The sequence below is a fragment of the Pseudomonas sp. FBCC-B1565 genome, from assembly GCF_059133265.1.
This window is the reverse complement of sequence record NZ_CP101438.1, coordinates 66,472-82,556: the sequence shown is the minus strand read 5'-3', so window position 1 is coordinate 82,556 and position 16,085 is coordinate 66,472. Positions and strand designations below refer to the sequence as shown.

Genomic DNA, 16,085 nt, shown 5'->3' with positions numbered 1-16,085 from the left:
AGTCCTACAGACCACTCTGAATCGGTCCTACGCAAAAGCCCGAAACATTATGCCGCTAGCCACTGTCACCACACCTGTGCAACATGGCGCGCGTGCAATCCACAAATGGGAATTCCCTTTATGAAACGTTTTCTTAGCATCGCCATGGCGTTGTGCATCGGCCTGACGATGAGCCTCGACGCCAACGCCAAACGCTTCGGTGGCGGCAAAAGCTCAGGCGCAGCACCGACTCACCAGACTAGCCAAATGGCTCCATCCGCCGGTGCCGGCGGTGCTGCGGCCACCGCAGGCGCCGCCGGTGCTGCAGGCGCTGCAGCCAAGGCCGGCGGTGCTTCGCGCTGGTTGGGCCCTCTTGCCGGCATCGCCGCCGGTGGCCTGCTCGCCTCCATGTTCATGGGCGGCGGCTTCCAGGGCATGCAGATCTTCGACATCCTGATCATGGCGGTCATCGCCTTCCTGGTCTTCCGCTTTATCGCCGCCCGTCGCCGCAAGCAGCAGGAGCACATGGCTCCAGCCGGCGCGCCGATGCAGCGTGAAGTGTTCGAGCAAAAACCAGCCATGGGCTCGATCTTCGGTGGTTCGCCAGCGCCAGCTGCGGCCCGTCCGGTGATCAACGCACCGGCCTGGTTCAACGAAGAACGTTTCGTCGAAGCGGCCCGCAGCCACTTCCAGTCCCTGCAACAGCACTGGGACGCCAACGAAATGGACAAGATCGCCGAGTTCGTGACCCCGCAACTGCTGGAGTTCCTCAAGCGCGAACGCGCCGAGATTGGCGATGCATTCCAGTCGACTTACATCGACGACCTGCGCGTGCAACTGGACGGTGTGGATGATCGCGCCGACAAGACCATCGCCACCCTGACCTTCAGCGGTGTGTCGAAGTCCTCGCGTTTCGACCAGGGCGAAGTGTTCAGCGAAAGCTGGAACATGGAACGTGCCCAGGGCGATAACCAGCCATGGCTGGTCGCCGGTATCCGCCAGAACGGCTGATCCCTGCACGCTTGGTAAACAGATACAAAAAACCCCGGACCTGTCCGGGGTTTTCTATTTCACGGTTGCACTTATAGCGAGCTACTGTATAAAACGCCCCTATAAACCGCGCCATCTAGCAAGAGGATCCCGGCCGTGGAAGAAATCATCGAACAATTGCGTGAAGCCAACGAACCGGTCCCGGTTCCCTTGGAGCTGCCTGACGAAGACCAACTGGTGGAGATCGAGGAACAACTGTTCATCGACATCCCGTTTGTCTTCCGTGAATTCCTGCTGACCGTCAGCGACGTGGTGTACGGCAGCCTCGAGCCGGTGACCGTCACCGACCCGCAGTCCCACACCTACCTGCCGGACGTGGCCGCCAACGCCTGGGACGCCGGTGTCGACCGCAGCCTGATCCCGATCTGCCAGGACGGCGACGACTACTACTGCGTCGAAGAAGACGGCACAGTGGTGCTGTGGTCCGGCGAAGAAGAAATCGTCACCGAAGAAACCTGGGAATCGGTGTGGCACTGGGCGCGGGACGTCTGGCTGGAAAGCTGACCGGGCTCTATGGCTGAAGGGGCTTACTGTGGTGAGCGGGCTTGCCCCGCGTCGGGCTGCGAAGCAGCCCCCCCAAAAAATCCCCTCAATGCTCCGGCGTATCCTTATGGTTATCCAGCGTCTCCAACAAGGCAACCTGCATCCGCGTATGCACGCGGATGAACCAGCGCCAGAGCACCGCCGCCACCGCCGCCGTGACCACGGCGATCAGCACCAGCAACTTGTTGGTCGGCAGAATACTGGCCGACAAGGCTGCCAATAGCAGGAAGATCACCAGCAGCGAGAGGATCGGGATCAGTTCCGCGATCACCCTTCGCACACGCTGGGTATGCCGCCCGGCCATTTCCGGCTTCACGCTCATCTCCGCCAGCAGCATCGACAGCGCCTTGAGCTTGCGGTATGCCGCAATCAAGAACGGCAGCGACAACAGCAACGCCCCGCCCCAGATCAACGCCTTCTGCCAGCTCGGATCGCTGATCCAGCCTTCCAGATACCCACCGATGCGCGCCGCGAAAAAGCCGCCGGCAAAGAAGATCGCAATCACCAGTGCCAGGTTAACGCCCACTTGCAGGATGATCTTGCGGATCATCGACGCCAGCATCGCCCCCTCGCCCTGGGGTTGAATGCTGCGCAGCCATTCGCCATACATGCCGAATACTCGGCTCATACGCTGGGGCATGACCGACGCGATCTTCAACGACAGCGGGTCGGCACCGCGAATCAGGTACGGCGTGAGCAGTGTGGTGATGGCCGAAACCGCTACCGCCACCGGGTAGAGGAAATCACTGGTCACCTGCAGCGTCATCCCCAGCGCCGCGATGATGAACGAAAACTCGCCAATCTGTGACAGCCCCATGCCCACGCGCAGTGAGGTGCGGCCGTCATTGCCGGCGATAAACGCCCCCAGGCCGCAGGACAGCATCTTGCCCAGCACCACGGCCACGGTGATCACCGCAATCGGCCAGGCGTATTGCAGTAGGATCTGCGGGTCGATCATCAAGCCGATGGCGACAAAGAAGATAGCACTGAACATGTCGCGAACTGGCTCGATCAGGCGCTCGATCTTAATCAACTGCCGAGATTCGGCCATGATTGCGCCGATCAGGAACGCGCCCAGCACCATGCTGTATTCCAGTTTGACCACCAGCAGGCAGAAACCGAAACACAACCCCAGTACGGTGATCAGCAACATCTCGTTGCTTTCGAATTTGGCCACGTAGGCCAGCAAACGCGGTACCAGCAAAATGCCGATGACCAGCGCGACAATCATGAACAGCGAGAGCTTGCCGACTGTGGAGAACACCTCGCCGGAGCTGACCGTACCGCTGACGGCAATGCTCGACAGCAAGGCGATGATGCCAATGCCGAGGATGTCCTCGACGATCAGCACGCCAAAAATCAGTTGAGCGAAACGCTGGTTCTTCATCTTCAGGTCGTTGAGCGCCTTGACGATGATGGTGGTCGAGGAAATCGCCAGGATCGCGCCGAGGAACAGTGAATCCATGGTGTTCCAGTCGAACCAGCGACCGATTTCGTAGCCGATCCAGATCATCAGGATGATTTCCAGGAAGGCCGCGATGAACGCGGTGGCGCCGACCTTGAACAGCTTGCGCAGGCTGAACTCCAGGCCCAGGCAGAACATCAGGAAGATCACCCCCAGCTCGGCGAGGGTCTTGATGGTGTCTTCGTCGTGGATCAGGCCGAACGGCGGGGTGTGCGGGCCGATAATGAACCCGGCGACGATGTAGCCCAGCACCACCGGCTGCTTGAGGCGGTGAAACAGGATGGTGACAACCCCTGCCACCAGCATGATCACGGCCAAGTCCTGGATAAAGCTGATGGCGTGCATGGCGAGGGGCTCCTTGAGGGTACTGGCGCTTTTCCCACTTCCGCGCGCGCCTTTGAAATGTCGCAAAGTGCGGAAGGAAAAGTCTGCCTTGATCGTAAGAAATGCCCTGAGATGGGCTTTTGAAGGTTAACACCGCGACTTCCGCCGGAAAGCCGGTGCAATATATGGAAACAGATCGGTACAAGCGTGACGGCAAGCCGCCTACCGGCGTCCCGTTAAGGATGGCGCTGCAAAGATTCCAGCACCCGCAGAGGTGCCCCCCAACCAATGCCTACAACCCGTGAGTGTGCTATGGAACCCGGAAACGCCCAGCTGTCGATGACGGTATTGATGACCCCTGACATGGCCAACTTCTCAGGCAATGTCCACGGCGGCACCCTGCTCAAGTACCTCGACGAAGTGGCCTACGCCTGCGCGAGCCGTTATGCCGGCCGCTATGTGGTCACGCTGTCGGTGGACCAGGTGATCTTCCGCGAGCCGATCCATGTCGGCGAGCTGGTGACCTTCCTCGCGTCGGTCAACTACACCGGCAACACCTCGATGGAGGTGGGCATCAAGGTGGTGACCGAGAACATCCGCGAACGCTCGGTGCGCCATACCAACAGCTGCTTCTTCACCATGGTCGCGGTGGACGACCAGCGCAAACCGGCCGCCGTGCCCCCGCTGCAACCACAGAACAGCGAAGACAAGCGCCGGTTCGTGCAAGCCCAGCAGCGCCGGCAGATCCGTCAGGAACTGGAAAAGCGCTACCAGGAAATCAAGGCAGACGCGCTGTAGGCCCTTTCCCCGTTGTAGGAGCGAACAACCGCGCTCCTACAATCGCCAGCACTGATCATCGTGGGCACAGACATCAAAGCGCTGGTCCAACTGGCTCATGCGCTCCATATGATGGTTCACGATGTCCACCATCACCGCTTTGCTGGTGTTTTTGTAGTACTGCGCCATCAACTTGTCGTTCGCCTTGACGCGCTCGACCACGGCGGCGTCCGTCGGGTTCTGCCATTGCTCCAGGATGGCATCTTCGGTGCCGCTCAGGCGCATGCGGTAAACCCGCTCATAAAGCGCCAGGGTACGCGCCTTGCGGCCGGCCATTTCCTGATTCACCAGTGCATAGTTCTGACGGTACTGAACCCAATAGTCGTCAGGTGGCGTGAATGAGCCGAATCGCGCCTTGCGCTCGGCGATTGACTCTTCGACGGCTTGCGGACGCTGCGCGGTGTCAGGCTCCATCAACGTGATGAGTTGCATATGGGTTTCAACGATCGCGTTGATCAGCGCGGTACGGTGTGGCGTATCCGGGATCACCTTGCCGAATATCGGGCTTTTGCCCGCGCACGATGGCATGCCGTTCTCGAATATCGGCTGTGGAATGCGCACATCTTTGCCACCCGAGCGCGTCAGGCGCTGCAACGAGGTCGTGCAGATGCCACGCGCCATATCGAAGGTCACTTCGTACTCTTCCCCGGCCTTTGGCGTGATGCTCATTGATTTGCCGCAGACATAGCTGCCGCCATTGGTGTTGATCATCAACATGGTTTCCTTGCCGGGTCCCAGCTTGAACTCCAGCAAGCCCCGGGCCTTGGCCGGCGGGGGCACCGACATGCCGACACGCCGCCGGGTATCGACCAGGAAAATATTGTTGAGCATGCCGGTGGTCTGGCCCATGCAATGCTGCGCATCGTAGACGTCGATGGTGGTATTGGAGGTATTGGAGATGAAGCGCAGCTTGGCAGCGTCCGGCTCGGTGGCGTCAGGGTAAGTACCGTTCACACTGCAACCGGCCAGCAACGATGTCAGCACCAGGGCGGTCAGTGCCCGTGGCGACGGGAATACGGGGGACATGGTTCTTCCTTGAAAAGCACAGGGGACTAAGAGGCGCCCGATAGTACCGGACGCCCTTTGCCTGGCTCAATCAGGAATATTCCTACAACCCGATAGGCGTGGCTTCGAAACGCACGCGAGGATGGGCAATGCGGTCCTGGGCGCGCACCAGCTCCAGTTCGTAACTGGCGCAGGCCTGGGTTTCCAACAGCACTTCATGGACCGCTGCGGCGGTGAATTCGAAGGCGGCGAGCAGGCTGTCGCCCAACAGAACACGCGCCAGAAACAGCCCCGAGGTCAAATCGCCGACGCCCACCGGCTGACGGGGGAACGCCAGCAGCGGCCGGCGCAAATGCCAGCTACCATCGGCGGTCACCAGTAGCATCTCGAAACCGTCCGGCAACTTGCCTGGATAATCCAGGTGTTTGACCAATACGGCCTTCGGCCCACGCGCCAGCAACGCCTTGGCCATGGCCAGGCAATCGAACAGCGATTGCGGCTTGCGCCCGGCAAAGCTGTCCAACTCCAACTGGTTGGGGCACAGGAAGTCGGCCATGGCCGCGGCTTCGTCCAGTAGGAAATCGCTGACTTCCTGGGGCACGATGCAGCCCTTTTCGGGATGCCCCATCACCGGGTCGCACAGGTACAGGGCCTTGGGGTTGATGGCCTTGATGCGCGCCACGCCGGTCAGAATCGCCCGGCCCTGATCGGCGCTGCCCAGGTAGCCGGACAGAATCGCATCGCAATTGCCCAGCTCGCCGATGGCGGCAATGCCTTCCACCAACGCGGGAATCTGCTGTGGCGCCAACACTTCTCCCGCCCATTGGCCATACTGGGTGTGGTTGGAGAACTGCACCGTGTTCAGCGGCCACACGTTCACCCCCACGCGCTGCATGGGGAACACGGCGGCGCTGTTTCCGGCGTGGCCAAAGACCACATGAGACTGGATCGCAAGCAGATGAGGTGTGCGTTTCATGCGGGAGATTTCCGTAAAACCAATGAAATTCTGGCCGCGCAGTATGCGACTAAACGCAGCCTGTACGACAGACCGGCGACACAGTTAAGCTGCTCTCACTTTGTTGGAGTTTTTCGCATGCTGACCCTGGGAAACATGTTCGTGTTGATGCTGCTGGCGACCGGTGCCGCCTGGGTATGGCATAACCACGGCCTGCGCGAGCGGGCGCTGGAGCGGGTCAAGCAACATTGCGCCAAGCTCGACATCGAACTGCTGGACGGTGCGGTGGCACTCAAGCGCATCGGCTTTGTAAAGGATGCCAACGGTCGGCGGCGCCTGGCGCGCATCTACAACTTCGAGTTCACCGTGACCGGTGAAACCCGCCATCCAGGGACTATCACCCAGTTCGGTGCCCACAGTGCGCAGATCGAACTGGCGCCCTACCCGTTCGAGATCAAGACGCCGCTGCCCAGTGCCGAGGTGATTGAGCTGAGCCAGTGGCGCCAGGACCATGCGTCCAAGAACCGTCACTGACGACTGGCGGCCAGCGCACGCTGTAACACATCCACGTCCTGTGGCTCGCTGAAGATCAATTCGATACGCGAATCGCGGCGCCATTCGCTGGGTTGCCAGCTGAGCGGGCCGTTATCCACAGCGTTGGCGGACACCCAGCCTTCGGCACTGTGGATAACCAGCTTGGCGCGGCGCCAATCAAGGCTTGTAAGCCAGTTATGCAGCTGCGGGGTGTCGAACTGCTGGCTGGGGTGCCAGCGCCAGCCAATGCTCCAACCGCCCTCTTGAGCCTGACTCAGGCAAATGGGTTGGTCAGGATCGGTCCAGATAGCCGGCATTTGCCCCAGGCCTGTGGGCACGGCGAAGTTACCCACAGCCGCAACAGCCCGTGCGTCAAGGCCAGGTAAATGCGCCAGCGGTAGATGCGCCTGGCGAGTCCAGTAAAGCGGGCATTCGGGTAACTGGCGCTCGATCACCTCGCGCTGCGCTGCATTCAGTGCTTCGTCCTTGTTCAATACCAGCAACCCGGTACTCGCCAACGCTTCCTGCTGCGCTGGGGGCAAGGGTTTGCCCGCCGCCAGCGCTTGCGCATCCAGCACCAGCACGCACGGCTGGACGGCCAGCACGTTGTGCCACGGCGCTTCGCGCAACTGCTTGAGCAACTGCGCCGGATGACCCAGGCCCGAGGGTTCGATAAACAACCGATCAGGCTTGGCCTTACGCAACAAGCGACCCAAGCCTACTTGGAACGGAGCGCCATTCACACAACACAGGCAACCTCCCGCAACTTCGCCCAAGGCAATGCCGTCGTCATCTTGCGTGAGCAAGGCAGCGTCCAGGCCGATCTGCCCGAACTCGTTGATCAACACAGCCCAACGCTCATTGGCTGGGCGTTGGGCGAGCAGGTGCTGGATGAGGCTGGTCTTGCCGGCGCCCAAGGGCCCGGCAATCACGTGGGTGGGAATGTTCTGCAGCATGAGAGGCATCGTTCGGACCGTGTAGAGCGTTTGATCCTACGCGGTTATGCGAGCCAATCCAGTGTCAGGATCAAGCGGCGCTCGTCGGCCTTCAGTGCGGGCGAACGGTGAATCAGGCCATGGCCTTCATTGCCATGCCATTTGGTGCCCTTGAGCAAGGCCACTTCGCCGCAGTGGATCTGCTCGATACGCTCGGTGGGTTCGGCGTCCGGCTGGCTGAGTTTGCGACGGTCCATCACGCCTTCACGCAACCACTGGCTGCCAACCCCGGCATAGGTGGTGATCAGACGCACCGGCACGTGGTCGACGTGAAAACGCGGGCACATGGCTTTATCCAACAGACGCAGGCGCACGCCGATCCGCTTGGCGCCGAGCAGGCAGGCGAACGCACTGACCAGCCACGACACATCGGCGATAAAGCCTTCGTAGCCCTCAAGATCACGACAACTGGACGCCAAACCCTGCAAGTTGGGCTCGGCATCTTCATTGTTGAGCTCGATGACCATGGAGTCGGCCAACGGCTCGTTGAGCGACACCAACAAGGCGCCGAACTCGGCGATGTGCAGCGGCAACTGACGCTGCCACAGCGCCAGGTTGACGCCGTCTTCGAGGATATCGGACAGCGCCAGCGGGGTGTCACCGCAGGTCTGGCGAATCACGGGACGCAGGGGAATCACCGGGGCCAGCATCAGGCGGCTGCCTCCTCATACCAGGGGCCAAAAGGGTCGGCCAGCAGGCGCCAGCCTTCGACGCCCAGGGCCATTTCTTCATCGGTGAGCAAGCACGCATCCAACTCGGCGCGCATTCGGGTGAAGTCGATGTTCTGGCCGATAAACACCAGCTCCTGGCGGCAGTCGCCAGTGCTCAGTTGCCAGTTGCCCATGATCGCCGCGATGCTCTCTTCGTCCTGAGGCCATTGGCTTTTGGGCACAAAGCGCCACCAGCGGCCGGCAAACCCATGACGCATCAGGCCACCGGCCTGGGACCAACTGCCCGCATCCTGGTGTTTGCTGGCCAGCCAGAAAAACCCCTTGGAGCGCAGCAGTTTGCCGTTGACCCAGGGGCGGTCGATAAAGTCGAAAAAGCGCTGCGGATGAAACGGGCGGCGCGCGCGGTAAGCGGTGGAGGCGATGCCGTATTCCTCGGTTTCCGGCACATGTTCACCGCGCAATTCCTGCAGCCAGCCCGGCGCCTGGGCGGCGCGCTCGAAGTCGAAACGGCCGGTGTTGAGGATCTTGTTCAGCGGCACTTCGCCCATGACCATCGGGATGATTTCCGCCTGGGCGTTGAGGCGCTCGAGGATTGCCATCAACTCTTCACGTTCGCGGCTGCTGATCAGGTCGATCTTGCTGATAAGGATCACGTCGGCGAATTCGATCTGCTCGATCAGCAGGTCGGTGATGGAGCGCTCGTCTTCTTCACCGAGGGTTTCACCGCGCGAGGCCAGGCTTTCGGCGGCCTGGTAGTCGAGCAGGAAGTTCATGCCGTCGACCACGGTGACCATGGTGTCCAGACGGGCGATGTCGGCCAGGCTTTGCTCGTTCTCGTCACGAAAGGTGAAGGTCTCGGCCACCGGCAAGGGCTCGGAGATGCCGGTGGATTCGATCAGCAGGTAATCGAAGCGACCTTCCTTGGCGAGTTTTCCGACTTCTTCCAGCAAGTCTTCACGCAAGGTGCAGCAGATGCAGCCGTTGCTCATCTCCACCAGTTTTTCTTCGGCACGGTTGAGGGTGACGTCGCGCTGGACTTCGCTGCCATCGATGTTGATTTCGCTCATATCGTTGACGATCACCGCCACCCGCAGATTTTCGCGGTTGCGCAGGACATAGTTAAGCAGCGTGCTTTTACCGGCGCCGAGAAAGCCGGACAACACAGTAACGGGGAGGCGATTGGGCATCAGGTATTCCTCATCAGGGTTGGCCGGTCAAATCGCCCGTTTATGGCGTTCGCGCAGCTCTTCACGTTCTTTGGCTTCGATACACAGGGTGGCGGTAGGACGCAGCAACAAGCGCTTCAGGCCGATGGGCTCGCCAGTCTCGCGGCACCAGCCGTACTCGCCGCGCGCCAGCAATTCGAGGGCGTCGTCGATCTTGTCCAGCAGCTTCTTTTCCCGCTCCAGCAGGCGCAGTTGCCATTGACGCTGTTCTTCAGCGCTACCGACATCGGCCGGGTCGCTGTTGGTTTCCTGCTCGCGCAGCAGCAGGAATTGGGCGTCGATACGCGCTTGCAGCTCTTTGCGTTGGGCCAGCAGCAACTCACGGAAGAAGCCTTGTTGGGCCTCATTCATGTAGTCGTCGGGCAGCTGGGCCAGCAGGTCTTGTTCGGTCATGGAGAGCGGTTCACGGGTCAGGCTGTGCTTTTATGTTATAGTATAACAATACAAATAAGCCAATACCCTCTTGCTCACCACGACGAAGGGCGCAATGCTTGAACACTTCCCTGCCGCGAGAAACCTGATGAAATACCTGGTGTGCGCCCTGTTTTTGGCTGCGGCGGGACCTGCCTGCGCCCAGGCCCCCAGCCTGTTGGCCCACTGCACGCGCAGCGCCAACCTGCTGGCTTGTGTGGATCCATTGGGCAATGCCTACAGCGTGGCGACCGTCGGCAGTACCACGTATTTGCGCGGGTATGAGGTGATCGGCAAGCGCTACTGGGCGCAGACCAACAGCCGCTACGGGCAGCTGACGTTCTTTACCGGGTTGGCGTCGGATGGTGAGGCGTGGGTCGGCTACACGCGGCGCGTGGGCTGGACCACCCTCAACCGGTTTTCCAGTTCGGGTGGCGCCAGCGCCAAATTCACCTGCAGCCGTATAACGGGTTGCTAGACCTGGGCGTTCTTCTGTTCCTGCACCCACGCCATGTAGCTGTTCATCGGTGGGTTCTTCTGGAAATACTTTTTCAAGCCTTCGAACAACCCATCGGCAACTGCCTGTTGATGCCGCGCGGTGACCAGCCGCGCGCTGTCCCGCGCATTGGAAATAAACCCGGTTTCCACCAAAATCGATGGCACGTCGGGTGACTTGAGCACCGCGAATCCCGCCTGTTCCACGCGTTTCTGATGCAGGCTGGTGATGCCTTCCAGGCTGCCCAGGATCGAATTGCCCAGTTGCAGGCTGGAGGCGATGGTGGCGTTCATCGACATGTCCAGGATCACCCCGGCGAGCATCGGGTCCTTGTCCTTCAGATTCAGCAGGCTGGTGGCGCCAAGCAAATCGGCACCGTTTTCCCGCTGCGCCATGAACCTCGCCGTGGCGGACGTCGCGCCGCCTTCGGACAAGGCATACACCGACGCGCCCGAGGCAGTAATGCGCGGTGCCGCGTCCGCATGCACGGAGATAAACATGTCGGCATTGTGCTTGTGAGCGATCTCCACCCGTTTGCGCAGCGGTACGAAGAAGTCATCGTTGCGCACCAACTTCACATCAAAGCCCTTCTCGCGCTTCAAGCGTTTGGCCAACAGTTGCGCGATGGACAGCACCACGTCTTTTTCGCGCTGGCCCTTGGACCCGACCGCGCCCGGGTCCTTGCCGCCGTGGCCGGGGTCCACCACCACAATGATGTCGCGCTTGGGGTGCGCCTTATCCACGCGCGGCGCAGGTTCGGCGGCAATCTGGCGAGGCGCCTGGGTGGCGTTGGTCAGGTCCAGCACCAGGCGATGACCCTGGCCGTCCTGGGGCGGCAATAGAAAGCTGTTGAGCTGCATCGGTGCGACCAGGTCCAGCACGATGCGCGTATCGCCTTTACCAAAATGCCCAGAGCGAATCGAGGTGATGCCGCTGTTCTTCAACGCCAACTGAGAGAAATCACCGCTGAGGCCGGCGCCGCTGAGGTCGATGATCAGGCGCTCCGGCGCGCTCAGGGTGAAGGTCTTGTATTGCACCGGGCCGCTGAGGTCGAACACCAGCCGCAGCTTGTCGTCCGAGCGCCACAGGCGGGCGTTGCTGATCTGCGTGGCGTGGGCCGCGAATGGCAAGGTGAAAAGAGGGCTGGCCAGAAGCAGGTTAAGAAGCTGACGTCTGTGCATGAAAAGTTACCGCAAAAAGGAGCGTCCCTGCTCGACATGACTGAAAAAAGGCTGGCGCAGAAAAACCATCGTCGACACAATAGTTATACTATAACATGTCTTTTTATTTCCAATGATGGACCTGCTCATGAATGCGCTGACTCTGCCGGATATCGCCGCGCAGGCTTCACGCCAAGCCTTGCCACTCGACTGGGTGGGCATGTGCGGCATCGCCCTGCCAATCCTCATCGACGGCCAGCGCCTCACCGCCACCGCCGATGCCGGCGTGAGCCTGGACGATGGCGCCGCCCGTGGCATTCATATGTCACGCCTGTACCTGGCACTGGAGATGCTCGACCAACAGCCACTTACGCCTGCACTTCTGCGTAATGTACTGCAGCGTTTTCTCGACAGTCATGAAGGTTTATCTAATAACGCCTACCTGCGTATCCATACCGATCTGCTGCTCAAGCGCTCGGCGCTGGTCAGCCCGTTGGCCGGCTGGAAAGGCTACCCGGTGAGCATCCAGGCACGCCTGGAAAACCAGATGTTCCACGTGGAACTAAAAATTGACGTTACCTATTCCTCAACCTGCCCGTGCTCCGCTGCCCTCGCCAGGCAATTGATTCAGCAGCAATTTCTTGAAGACTTCGGCAACACGCCGCTGCAGCATGAGGACGTGTTGACCTGGCTCGGCAGCGCCAACGGCATCGTCGCCACGCCCCACAGCCAGCGCAGCAGCGCGCAGTTGCTGATCGAACTGGACGGCGACCAACCCAGCCTGCCCATCACCGAGCTGATCGATAACGTCGAAGCCGCCCTCGGCACTGCCGTACAAACCGCTGTAAAACGCGCGGACGAACAAGCCTTCGCACTGGCCAATGGGCAGAACCTGATGTTCTGCGAAGACGCCGCCCGCCGCCTGAACCTCGCCTTGAAACGCTCGGATGCCGTCAAAGCCTTCCACCTCAAAGTGATCCACGCCGAAAGCCTGCACGCGCACGATGCCGTGGCTGAAAGCCGCTGGACGAGAAACCATGCATGATCACCTGCACCGCCTTACGCTGGGGCGCCCCGGGCCAACCACTGACGCCCGGCCTCGACCTCACCCTTGAGAAAGGCAGCCTCACCGGCATCATCGGCGCCAACGGCACCGGCAAAAGCAGCCTGCTCAAAGTCATCGCCGGCCTGCAAAAACCCTTGGCGGGCAAGGTCACGGTGGCGGTTCCACACCGTGGCGGTCTGTCGTTTCTGCCCCAGCAACAGCACCTGGACCGCCAGTTCCCCATCAGCCTGCAGGAACTGATCGCCGCCGGATTCTGGGGCACCCAGCTCTCCCCGCAACAACGCAGCCAGCGCCTTGAAGCCGTGTTGGAGGACTGGTGCCTCAGCGGCCTGGAACACCGCCCGTTGATGGCATTGTCCGGTGGTGAGCTGCAACGCGCGCTGCTCGCCCGCATGAGCCTGGCCGAAGCGCCGGTGCTGCTGCTCGATGAACCCCACGCCGCCCTCGATGAAGAAGGCCAGGCGCTGTGCTGGAAACACATCCACGCCTGGCACGACGCAGGCCGTACGCTGATCGTGGTCTGCCATGACCTCGCTTCCGTGCGCCACCACACCCAGCAGGTGGTGCAGATCAAAAACACCGGCTGCCTGTTCGGCCCCAGCAAAGAGCTGATCCGCCCACAGCCCCAAATGCAGGTGGCCTGATGCACTTCGCCGCCCACCTGTGGATGCCCTTCCTCGACTTCGTATTCATGCGCCGCGCGCTGATCGGCGGACTGGTACTCGCCTGCAGCACCGCACCGCTGGGGGTGTTCCTGATCCTGCGACGCATGAGCCTGATCGGTGACGCCGTGGCCCACGGCATCCTGCCTGGTGCCGCCCTCGGTTTCTGGTTTGCCGGCCTCAGCCTGCCGGCCCTAACCATCGGCGGCCTCGGCGCCGGCCTGAGCATGGCCGGCCTGTCCGCATGGATCACCCGCCGCACCGGCCTGCGTGAAGACGCCAGCCTGGCCGCCATCTACCCCATCTCCCTCGCCGCCGGCGTGTTGATCCTCGGCATCGCCGGCAAGCGTCTGGATCTGCTGCACCTGCTGTTCGGCTCCGCCCTGGCCGTGGATGAAACCACCCTCACCGGCATGCTCTGGGTCTCGGGGTTCAGCCTGATCGCCATGGCGGTGATCTACAGACCGCTGTTGCTGGACACCCTCGACCCGCTGTTCCTGCAAACCGTCAGCCGCCTCGGCCCACTGGCCCACGGGTTGTTCCTGACCCTGGTGGTGCTGAACCTGGTGATCGGTTTCCAGGCCATCGGCGCCTTGATGGTGGTGGGTTTGATGATGCTGCCGGCCATCGCTTCGCGTTTCTGGAGCCGGCGCCTGCCGGTGTTGATCGCAGTATCGGCGGTGCTGGGATGCCTGTCGGTATGGCTGGGTTTGTTGCTTTCGTTCTACTACTCGCTGCCCAGCGGCCCGGCCATCGTGCTGGTGGCTGGCGCCGGGTATCTGCTGTCCGTGGTCTTCGGTCCGGTGCACGGCTTGCTGCGCCGCCCGCCCTCCCTTACATCCCAATGAGGTGTTTCCCGATGCGCGCTTTACTCGTGCTGTTCAGTCTGCTGCTGCCGTTGTCGATGGCCCAGGCCGCCGACAAACTCCAGGTGGTGACCAGCTTCAGTATTCTCGATGACATCACCCACCAGATCGGTGGCGATCACATCCAGATCAGCAACATGGTCGGCCCCGACGCCGACGCCCATACCTATGAGCCAACGCCGGACGACGCCAAGGCGCTGCTCAAGGCCAAGCTGATCATCAAGAACGGCCTGGGCTTCGAGCCGTGGCTGGACCGCCTGGTGGCCAGCACCGAAACCAAGGCCACCGTGGTCACCGCCAGCAAAGGCGTGATCTCCCACACCATGGAAGAAGACGGCGAAACCATTCCTGACCCACACGCCTGGCATAACCTGGCCAACGCCGAAATCTACGTGAACAACATCACCAAGGCGCTGGTCGCCGCCGACCCGGCGAACAAGGCGGATTACCTGCGCAACAGCCAGGCCTACCTGAAAGAAATCTACCGCTTGCTGGCCGAAGCCAAGGCCAAGTTCGGTGCGCTGCCAGCAGGCAACCGCCGCATCGTCACCTCCCATGACGCCTTCGGCTACCTGGGCCAGGCCTACGGCATTGAGTTCCTGGCGCCTCAGGGCTTGTCCACCGAACGTGAACCCTCGGCCGCCGAAGTCGCCGCGCTGATCACCCAGATCCGCAAAGACAAGGTCAAGGCCGTGTTCATGGAAAACATCAAGGACTCGCGCCTGCTCAAGCAGATCGCTGACGAAAGCGGCGCGCAGATCGGCGGCACGCTGTACTCCGATGCCCTTGCTGCAGAAGGCCCGGCCAGCACCTTCACCGGGTTGTTCGAGTACAACCTCAACACTCTGTGTGCGGCCCTGAGCAAGCCATGACCCTGAGCATGCTCGACCTGGAAGGGGCTGCCGTGGGCAGCCGCTTTCCACTGGAACCTGTACTCGATGCACTGCCGTGGAACAGCGACGGCCTGATCGCCGCCATTGCCCAGCAACACGGCAGTGGCGTGGTGTTGATGCTGGCCTGGATGAACCGCCAGGCCCTCAAGGAAACCCTGGCCACCGGGCAAGTCTGCTACTGGTCGCGCTCGCGCCAACAGCTATGGCGCAAGGGCGAAAGCTCCGGCCATTGGCAACAGCTGGTCGAAGCACGCCTGGATTGCGACGGCGACGCTGTGTTGCTGATCGTCGACCAGCAAGGCCCGGCGTGTCACACCGGCCGCCCCACCTGCTTCTACAACGTTATCGATGGCGACCACGTTCACATCATCACGGAGCCCTCAGCATGATCCGCAAAAACCCGTCCGGCGATCTTCCCGTCATTGCCGAATCGGCCTACGTCGACAAGACCGCAATCATCTGCGGCAAGGTCATCATTGGCGAGAACGTCTTCGTCGGCCCCTACGCGGTGATCCGCGCCGATGAAGTCGACGCCAGCGGGGACATGGACCCGATCACCATCGGCGCCAACTCCAACATCCAGGACGGCGTGGTCATCCACTCCAAGTCCGGCGCGGCCGTGACCATCGGCGAGTTCACCTCCATTGCTCACCGCTCCATCGTCCACGGACCCTGCAGCGTCGGCGACCGTGTGTTCATCGGCTTCAACAGCGTACTGTTCAACTGTGCCGTGGGCGATGGCTGCGTAGTGCGCCACAACTCGGTGGTCGACGGCCGCGATTTGCCCGCCGCCTTCTACGTGCCCTCCACCACCCGCATCGGGCCCAACACCGACCTGTCGCAATTCCCGCCGGTGAGCGTGAGCGCCTCGGAGTTTTCCGAAGACGTGGCGCGTACCAACGTCGACCTGGTGCGCGGCTACAAAGCCCTGCAAAACGAGTTCTGAG

At 61.4% G+C, this 16,085-nt stretch carries 19 protein-coding genes; 11 read left to right on the top strand and 8 right to left on the bottom strand.

All coding sequences use genetic code 11. The annotated features are described in order from the left end of the window. Nucleotides 1-120: 120 nt before the first annotated feature. Nucleotides 121-990, top strand: coding sequence for a Tim44 domain-containing protein (locus NL123_RS00330; protein ID WP_494357026.1), 870 nt, complete (start codon nt 121-123; stop codon nt 988-990). A gap of 135 nt (nt 991-1,125) precedes the next feature. Continuing rightward, nucleotides 1,126-1,533 (top strand): SMI1/KNR4 family protein, encoded by a 408-nt coding sequence (locus NL123_RS00325; RefSeq protein WP_028618538.1) that lies wholly within the window; start codon nt 1,126-1,128, stop codon nt 1,531-1,533. Between the two features lie 85 nt (nt 1,534-1,618). On the opposite strand, the gene NL123_RS00320 is transcribed toward NL123_RS00325, so the two are convergent. Next, nucleotides 1,619-3,382 carry a cation:proton antiporter gene (locus NL123_RS00320; protein ID WP_058424318.1) on the bottom strand — a complete coding sequence of 588 codons (1,764 nt, stop codon included), beginning with the start codon at nt 3,380-3,382 and terminating at the stop codon, nt 1,619-1,621. A gap of 291 nt (nt 3,383-3,673) precedes the next feature. On the opposite strand from NL123_RS00320, the gene NL123_RS00315 reads away from it, so the two are divergent. Further along, nucleotides 3,674-4,159, top strand: coding sequence for an acyl-CoA thioesterase (locus tag NL123_RS00315; RefSeq protein WP_033897247.1), 486 nt, complete (start codon nt 3,674-3,676; stop codon nt 4,157-4,159). A gap of 36 nt (nt 4,160-4,195) precedes the next feature. Here NL123_RS00315 and NL123_RS00310 read toward each other — a convergent pair whose 3' ends face one another. Both NL123_RS00310 and pdxY read right to left on the bottom strand, forming a co-directional pair. Then, nucleotides 4,196-5,224, bottom strand: a complete 1,029-nt coding sequence (locus NL123_RS00310; RefSeq protein ID WP_494357025.1) for a hypothetical protein — start codon at nt 5,222-5,224, stop codon at nt 4,196-4,198. A gap of 82 nt (nt 5,225-5,306) precedes the next feature. Continuing rightward, nucleotides 5,307-6,179, bottom strand: coding sequence for a pyridoxal kinase PdxY (gene pdxY, locus NL123_RS00305; protein WP_071494682.1), 873 nt, complete (start codon nt 6,177-6,179; stop codon nt 5,307-5,309). A gap of 117 nt (nt 6,180-6,296) precedes the next feature. On the opposite strand from pdxY, the gene NL123_RS00300 reads away from it, so the two are divergent. Next, the gene (locus NL123_RS00300) at nt 6,297-6,692 is read left to right on the top strand and encodes a DUF3301 domain-containing protein (protein WP_058424321.1); all 396 of its coding nucleotides are present in this window, start codon (nt 6,297-6,299) and stop codon (nt 6,690-6,692) included. Here the strand turns inward: NL123_RS00300 and NL123_RS00295 are convergent. The 4 genes from NL123_RS00295 to dksA are packed head-to-tail and all read right to left on the bottom strand — an operon-like array spanning nt 6,686 to nt 9,977. Beyond that, nucleotides 6,686-7,648, bottom strand: coding sequence for a CobW family GTP-binding protein (locus tag NL123_RS00295; protein WP_494357024.1), 963 nt, complete (start codon nt 7,646-7,648; stop codon nt 6,686-6,688). The two genes, NL123_RS00300 and NL123_RS00295, sit on opposite strands and share 7 nt — an antisense overlap. Nucleotides 7,649-7,692: 44 nt before the next feature. Continuing rightward, complete coding sequence (locus NL123_RS00290; RefSeq protein WP_248485435.1) at nt 7,693-8,337, bottom strand: DUF1826 domain-containing protein; 645 nt, start codon at nt 8,335-8,337, stop codon at nt 7,693-7,695. After that, nucleotides 8,337-9,545 (bottom strand): zinc metallochaperone GTPase ZigA, encoded by a 1,209-nt coding sequence (zigA, locus tag NL123_RS00285; protein ID WP_092241563.1) that lies wholly within the window; start codon nt 9,543-9,545, stop codon nt 8,337-8,339. Before zigA ends, NL123_RS00290 begins: the two co-directional genes overlap by 1 nt. A 27-nt stretch (nt 9,546-9,572) precedes the next feature. Next, complete coding sequence (gene dksA, locus NL123_RS00280; RefSeq protein WP_248485437.1) at nt 9,573-9,977, bottom strand: RNA polymerase-binding protein DksA; 405 nt, start codon at nt 9,975-9,977, stop codon at nt 9,573-9,575. 127 nt (nt 9,978-10,104) lie between these two features. On the opposite strand from dksA, the gene NL123_RS00275 reads away from it, so the two are divergent. Continuing rightward, nucleotides 10,105-10,473: a glutamine synthetase gene (locus NL123_RS00275; protein WP_071494687.1), complete on the top strand. Its 369-nt coding sequence runs from the start codon at nt 10,105-10,107 to the stop codon at nt 10,471-10,473. Here NL123_RS00275 and NL123_RS00270 read toward each other — a convergent pair. Continuing rightward, entirely contained in the window at nt 10,470-11,672 is a 1,203-nt protein-coding gene (locus tag NL123_RS00270) for an N-acetylmuramoyl-L-alanine amidase (protein WP_248485438.1), read from the bottom strand. The genes NL123_RS00275 and NL123_RS00270 overlap by 4 nt on opposite strands. Nucleotides 11,673-11,799: 127 nt before the next feature. Here NL123_RS00270 and folE2 point away from each other — a divergent pair, with 127 nt between their 5' ends. The 6 genes from folE2 to NL123_RS00240 are packed head-to-tail and all read left to right on the top strand — an operon-like array spanning nt 11,800 to nt 16,084. Further along, nucleotides 11,800-12,696 carry a GTP cyclohydrolase FolE2 gene (folE2, locus tag NL123_RS00265; RefSeq protein ID WP_494357023.1) on the top strand — a complete coding sequence of 299 codons (897 nt, stop codon included), beginning with the start codon at nt 11,800-11,802 and terminating at the stop codon, nt 12,694-12,696. Further along, nucleotides 12,693-13,361 (top strand): metal ABC transporter ATP-binding protein, encoded by a 669-nt coding sequence (locus tag NL123_RS00260; RefSeq protein ID WP_494357022.1) that lies wholly within the window; start codon nt 12,693-12,695, stop codon nt 13,359-13,361. The genes folE2 and NL123_RS00260 overlap by 4 nt, the downstream gene beginning before the upstream one ends. After that, nucleotides 13,361-14,227 (top strand): metal ABC transporter permease, encoded by an 867-nt coding sequence (locus NL123_RS00255; RefSeq protein WP_071494690.1) that lies wholly within the window; start codon nt 13,361-13,363, stop codon nt 14,225-14,227. Before NL123_RS00260 ends, NL123_RS00255 begins: the two co-directional genes overlap by 1 nt. A gap of 11 nt (nt 14,228-14,238) precedes the next feature. Next, entirely contained in the window at nt 14,239-15,117 is an 879-nt protein-coding gene (locus tag NL123_RS00250) for a metal ABC transporter substrate-binding protein (RefSeq protein WP_248485441.1), read from the top strand. Continuing rightward, nucleotides 15,114-15,527 carry a phosphoribosyl-AMP cyclohydrolase gene (gene hisI, locus NL123_RS00245; protein WP_494357021.1) on the top strand — a complete coding sequence of 138 codons (414 nt, stop codon included), beginning with the start codon at nt 15,114-15,116 and terminating at the stop codon, nt 15,525-15,527. The genes NL123_RS00250 and hisI overlap by 4 nt, the downstream gene beginning before the upstream one ends. Continuing rightward, the gene (locus NL123_RS00240) at nt 15,524-16,084 is read left to right on the top strand and encodes a gamma carbonic anhydrase family protein (RefSeq protein WP_058424331.1); all 561 of its coding nucleotides are present in this window, start codon (nt 15,524-15,526) and stop codon (nt 16,082-16,084) included. Before hisI ends, NL123_RS00240 begins: the two co-directional genes overlap by 4 nt. Nucleotide 16,085 lies beyond the last annotated feature (1 nt).

What these genes read in the sequence shown, in the direction of transcription:
- NL123_RS00330 (WP_494357026.1), top strand. Translation starts at nt 121, where the DNA reads ATGAAACGTTTTCTTAGCATCGCCATGGCGTTGTGCATCGGCCTGACG.
- NL123_RS00320 (WP_058424318.1), bottom strand. Translation starts at nt 3,382, where the DNA reads ATGCACGCCATCAGCTTTATCCAGGACTTGGCCGTGATCATGCTGGTG.
- NL123_RS00315 (WP_033897247.1), top strand. Translation starts at nt 3,674, where the DNA reads ATGGAACCCGGAAACGCCCAGCTGTCGATGACGGTATTGATGACCCCT.
- NL123_RS00310 (WP_494357025.1), bottom strand. Translation starts at nt 5,224, where the DNA reads ATGTCCCCCGTATTCCCGTCGCCACGGGCACTGACCGCCCTGGTGCTG.
- pdxY (WP_071494682.1), bottom strand. Translation starts at nt 6,179, where the DNA reads ATGAAACGCACACCTCATCTGCTTGCGATCCAGTCTCATGTGGTCTTT.
- NL123_RS00300 (WP_058424321.1), top strand. Translation starts at nt 6,297, where the DNA reads ATGCTGACCCTGGGAAACATGTTCGTGTTGATGCTGCTGGCGACCGGT.
- NL123_RS00295 (WP_494357024.1), bottom strand. Translation starts at nt 7,648, where the DNA reads ATGCTGCAGAACATTCCCACCCACGTGATTGCCGGGCCCTTGGGCGCC.
- NL123_RS00290 (WP_248485435.1), bottom strand. Translation starts at nt 8,337, where the DNA reads ATGCTGGCCCCGGTGATTCCCCTGCGTCCCGTGATTCGCCAGACCTGC.
- zigA (WP_092241563.1), bottom strand. Translation starts at nt 9,545, where the DNA reads ATGCCCAATCGCCTCCCCGTTACTGTGTTGTCCGGCTTTCTCGGCGCC.
- dksA (WP_248485437.1), bottom strand. Translation starts at nt 9,977, where the DNA reads ATGACCGAACAAGACCTGCTGGCCCAGCTGCCCGACGACTACATGAAT.
- NL123_RS00275 (WP_071494687.1), top strand. Translation starts at nt 10,105, where the DNA reads ATGAAATACCTGGTGTGCGCCCTGTTTTTGGCTGCGGCGGGACCTGCC.
- NL123_RS00270 (WP_248485438.1), bottom strand. Translation starts at nt 11,672, where the DNA reads ATGCACAGACGTCAGCTTCTTAACCTGCTTCTGGCCAGCCCTCTTTTC.
- folE2 (WP_494357023.1), top strand. Translation starts at nt 11,800, where the DNA reads ATGAATGCGCTGACTCTGCCGGATATCGCCGCGCAGGCTTCACGCCAA.
- NL123_RS00260 (WP_494357022.1), top strand. Translation starts at nt 12,693, where the DNA reads ATGATCACCTGCACCGCCTTACGCTGGGGCGCCCCGGGCCAACCACTG.
- NL123_RS00255 (WP_071494690.1), top strand. Translation starts at nt 13,361, where the DNA reads ATGCACTTCGCCGCCCACCTGTGGATGCCCTTCCTCGACTTCGTATTC.
- NL123_RS00250 (WP_248485441.1), top strand. Translation starts at nt 14,239, where the DNA reads ATGCGCGCTTTACTCGTGCTGTTCAGTCTGCTGCTGCCGTTGTCGATG.
- hisI (WP_494357021.1), top strand. Translation starts at nt 15,114, where the DNA reads ATGACCCTGAGCATGCTCGACCTGGAAGGGGCTGCCGTGGGCAGCCGC.
- NL123_RS00240 (WP_058424331.1), top strand. Translation starts at nt 15,524, where the DNA reads ATGATCCGCAAAAACCCGTCCGGCGATCTTCCCGTCATTGCCGAATCG.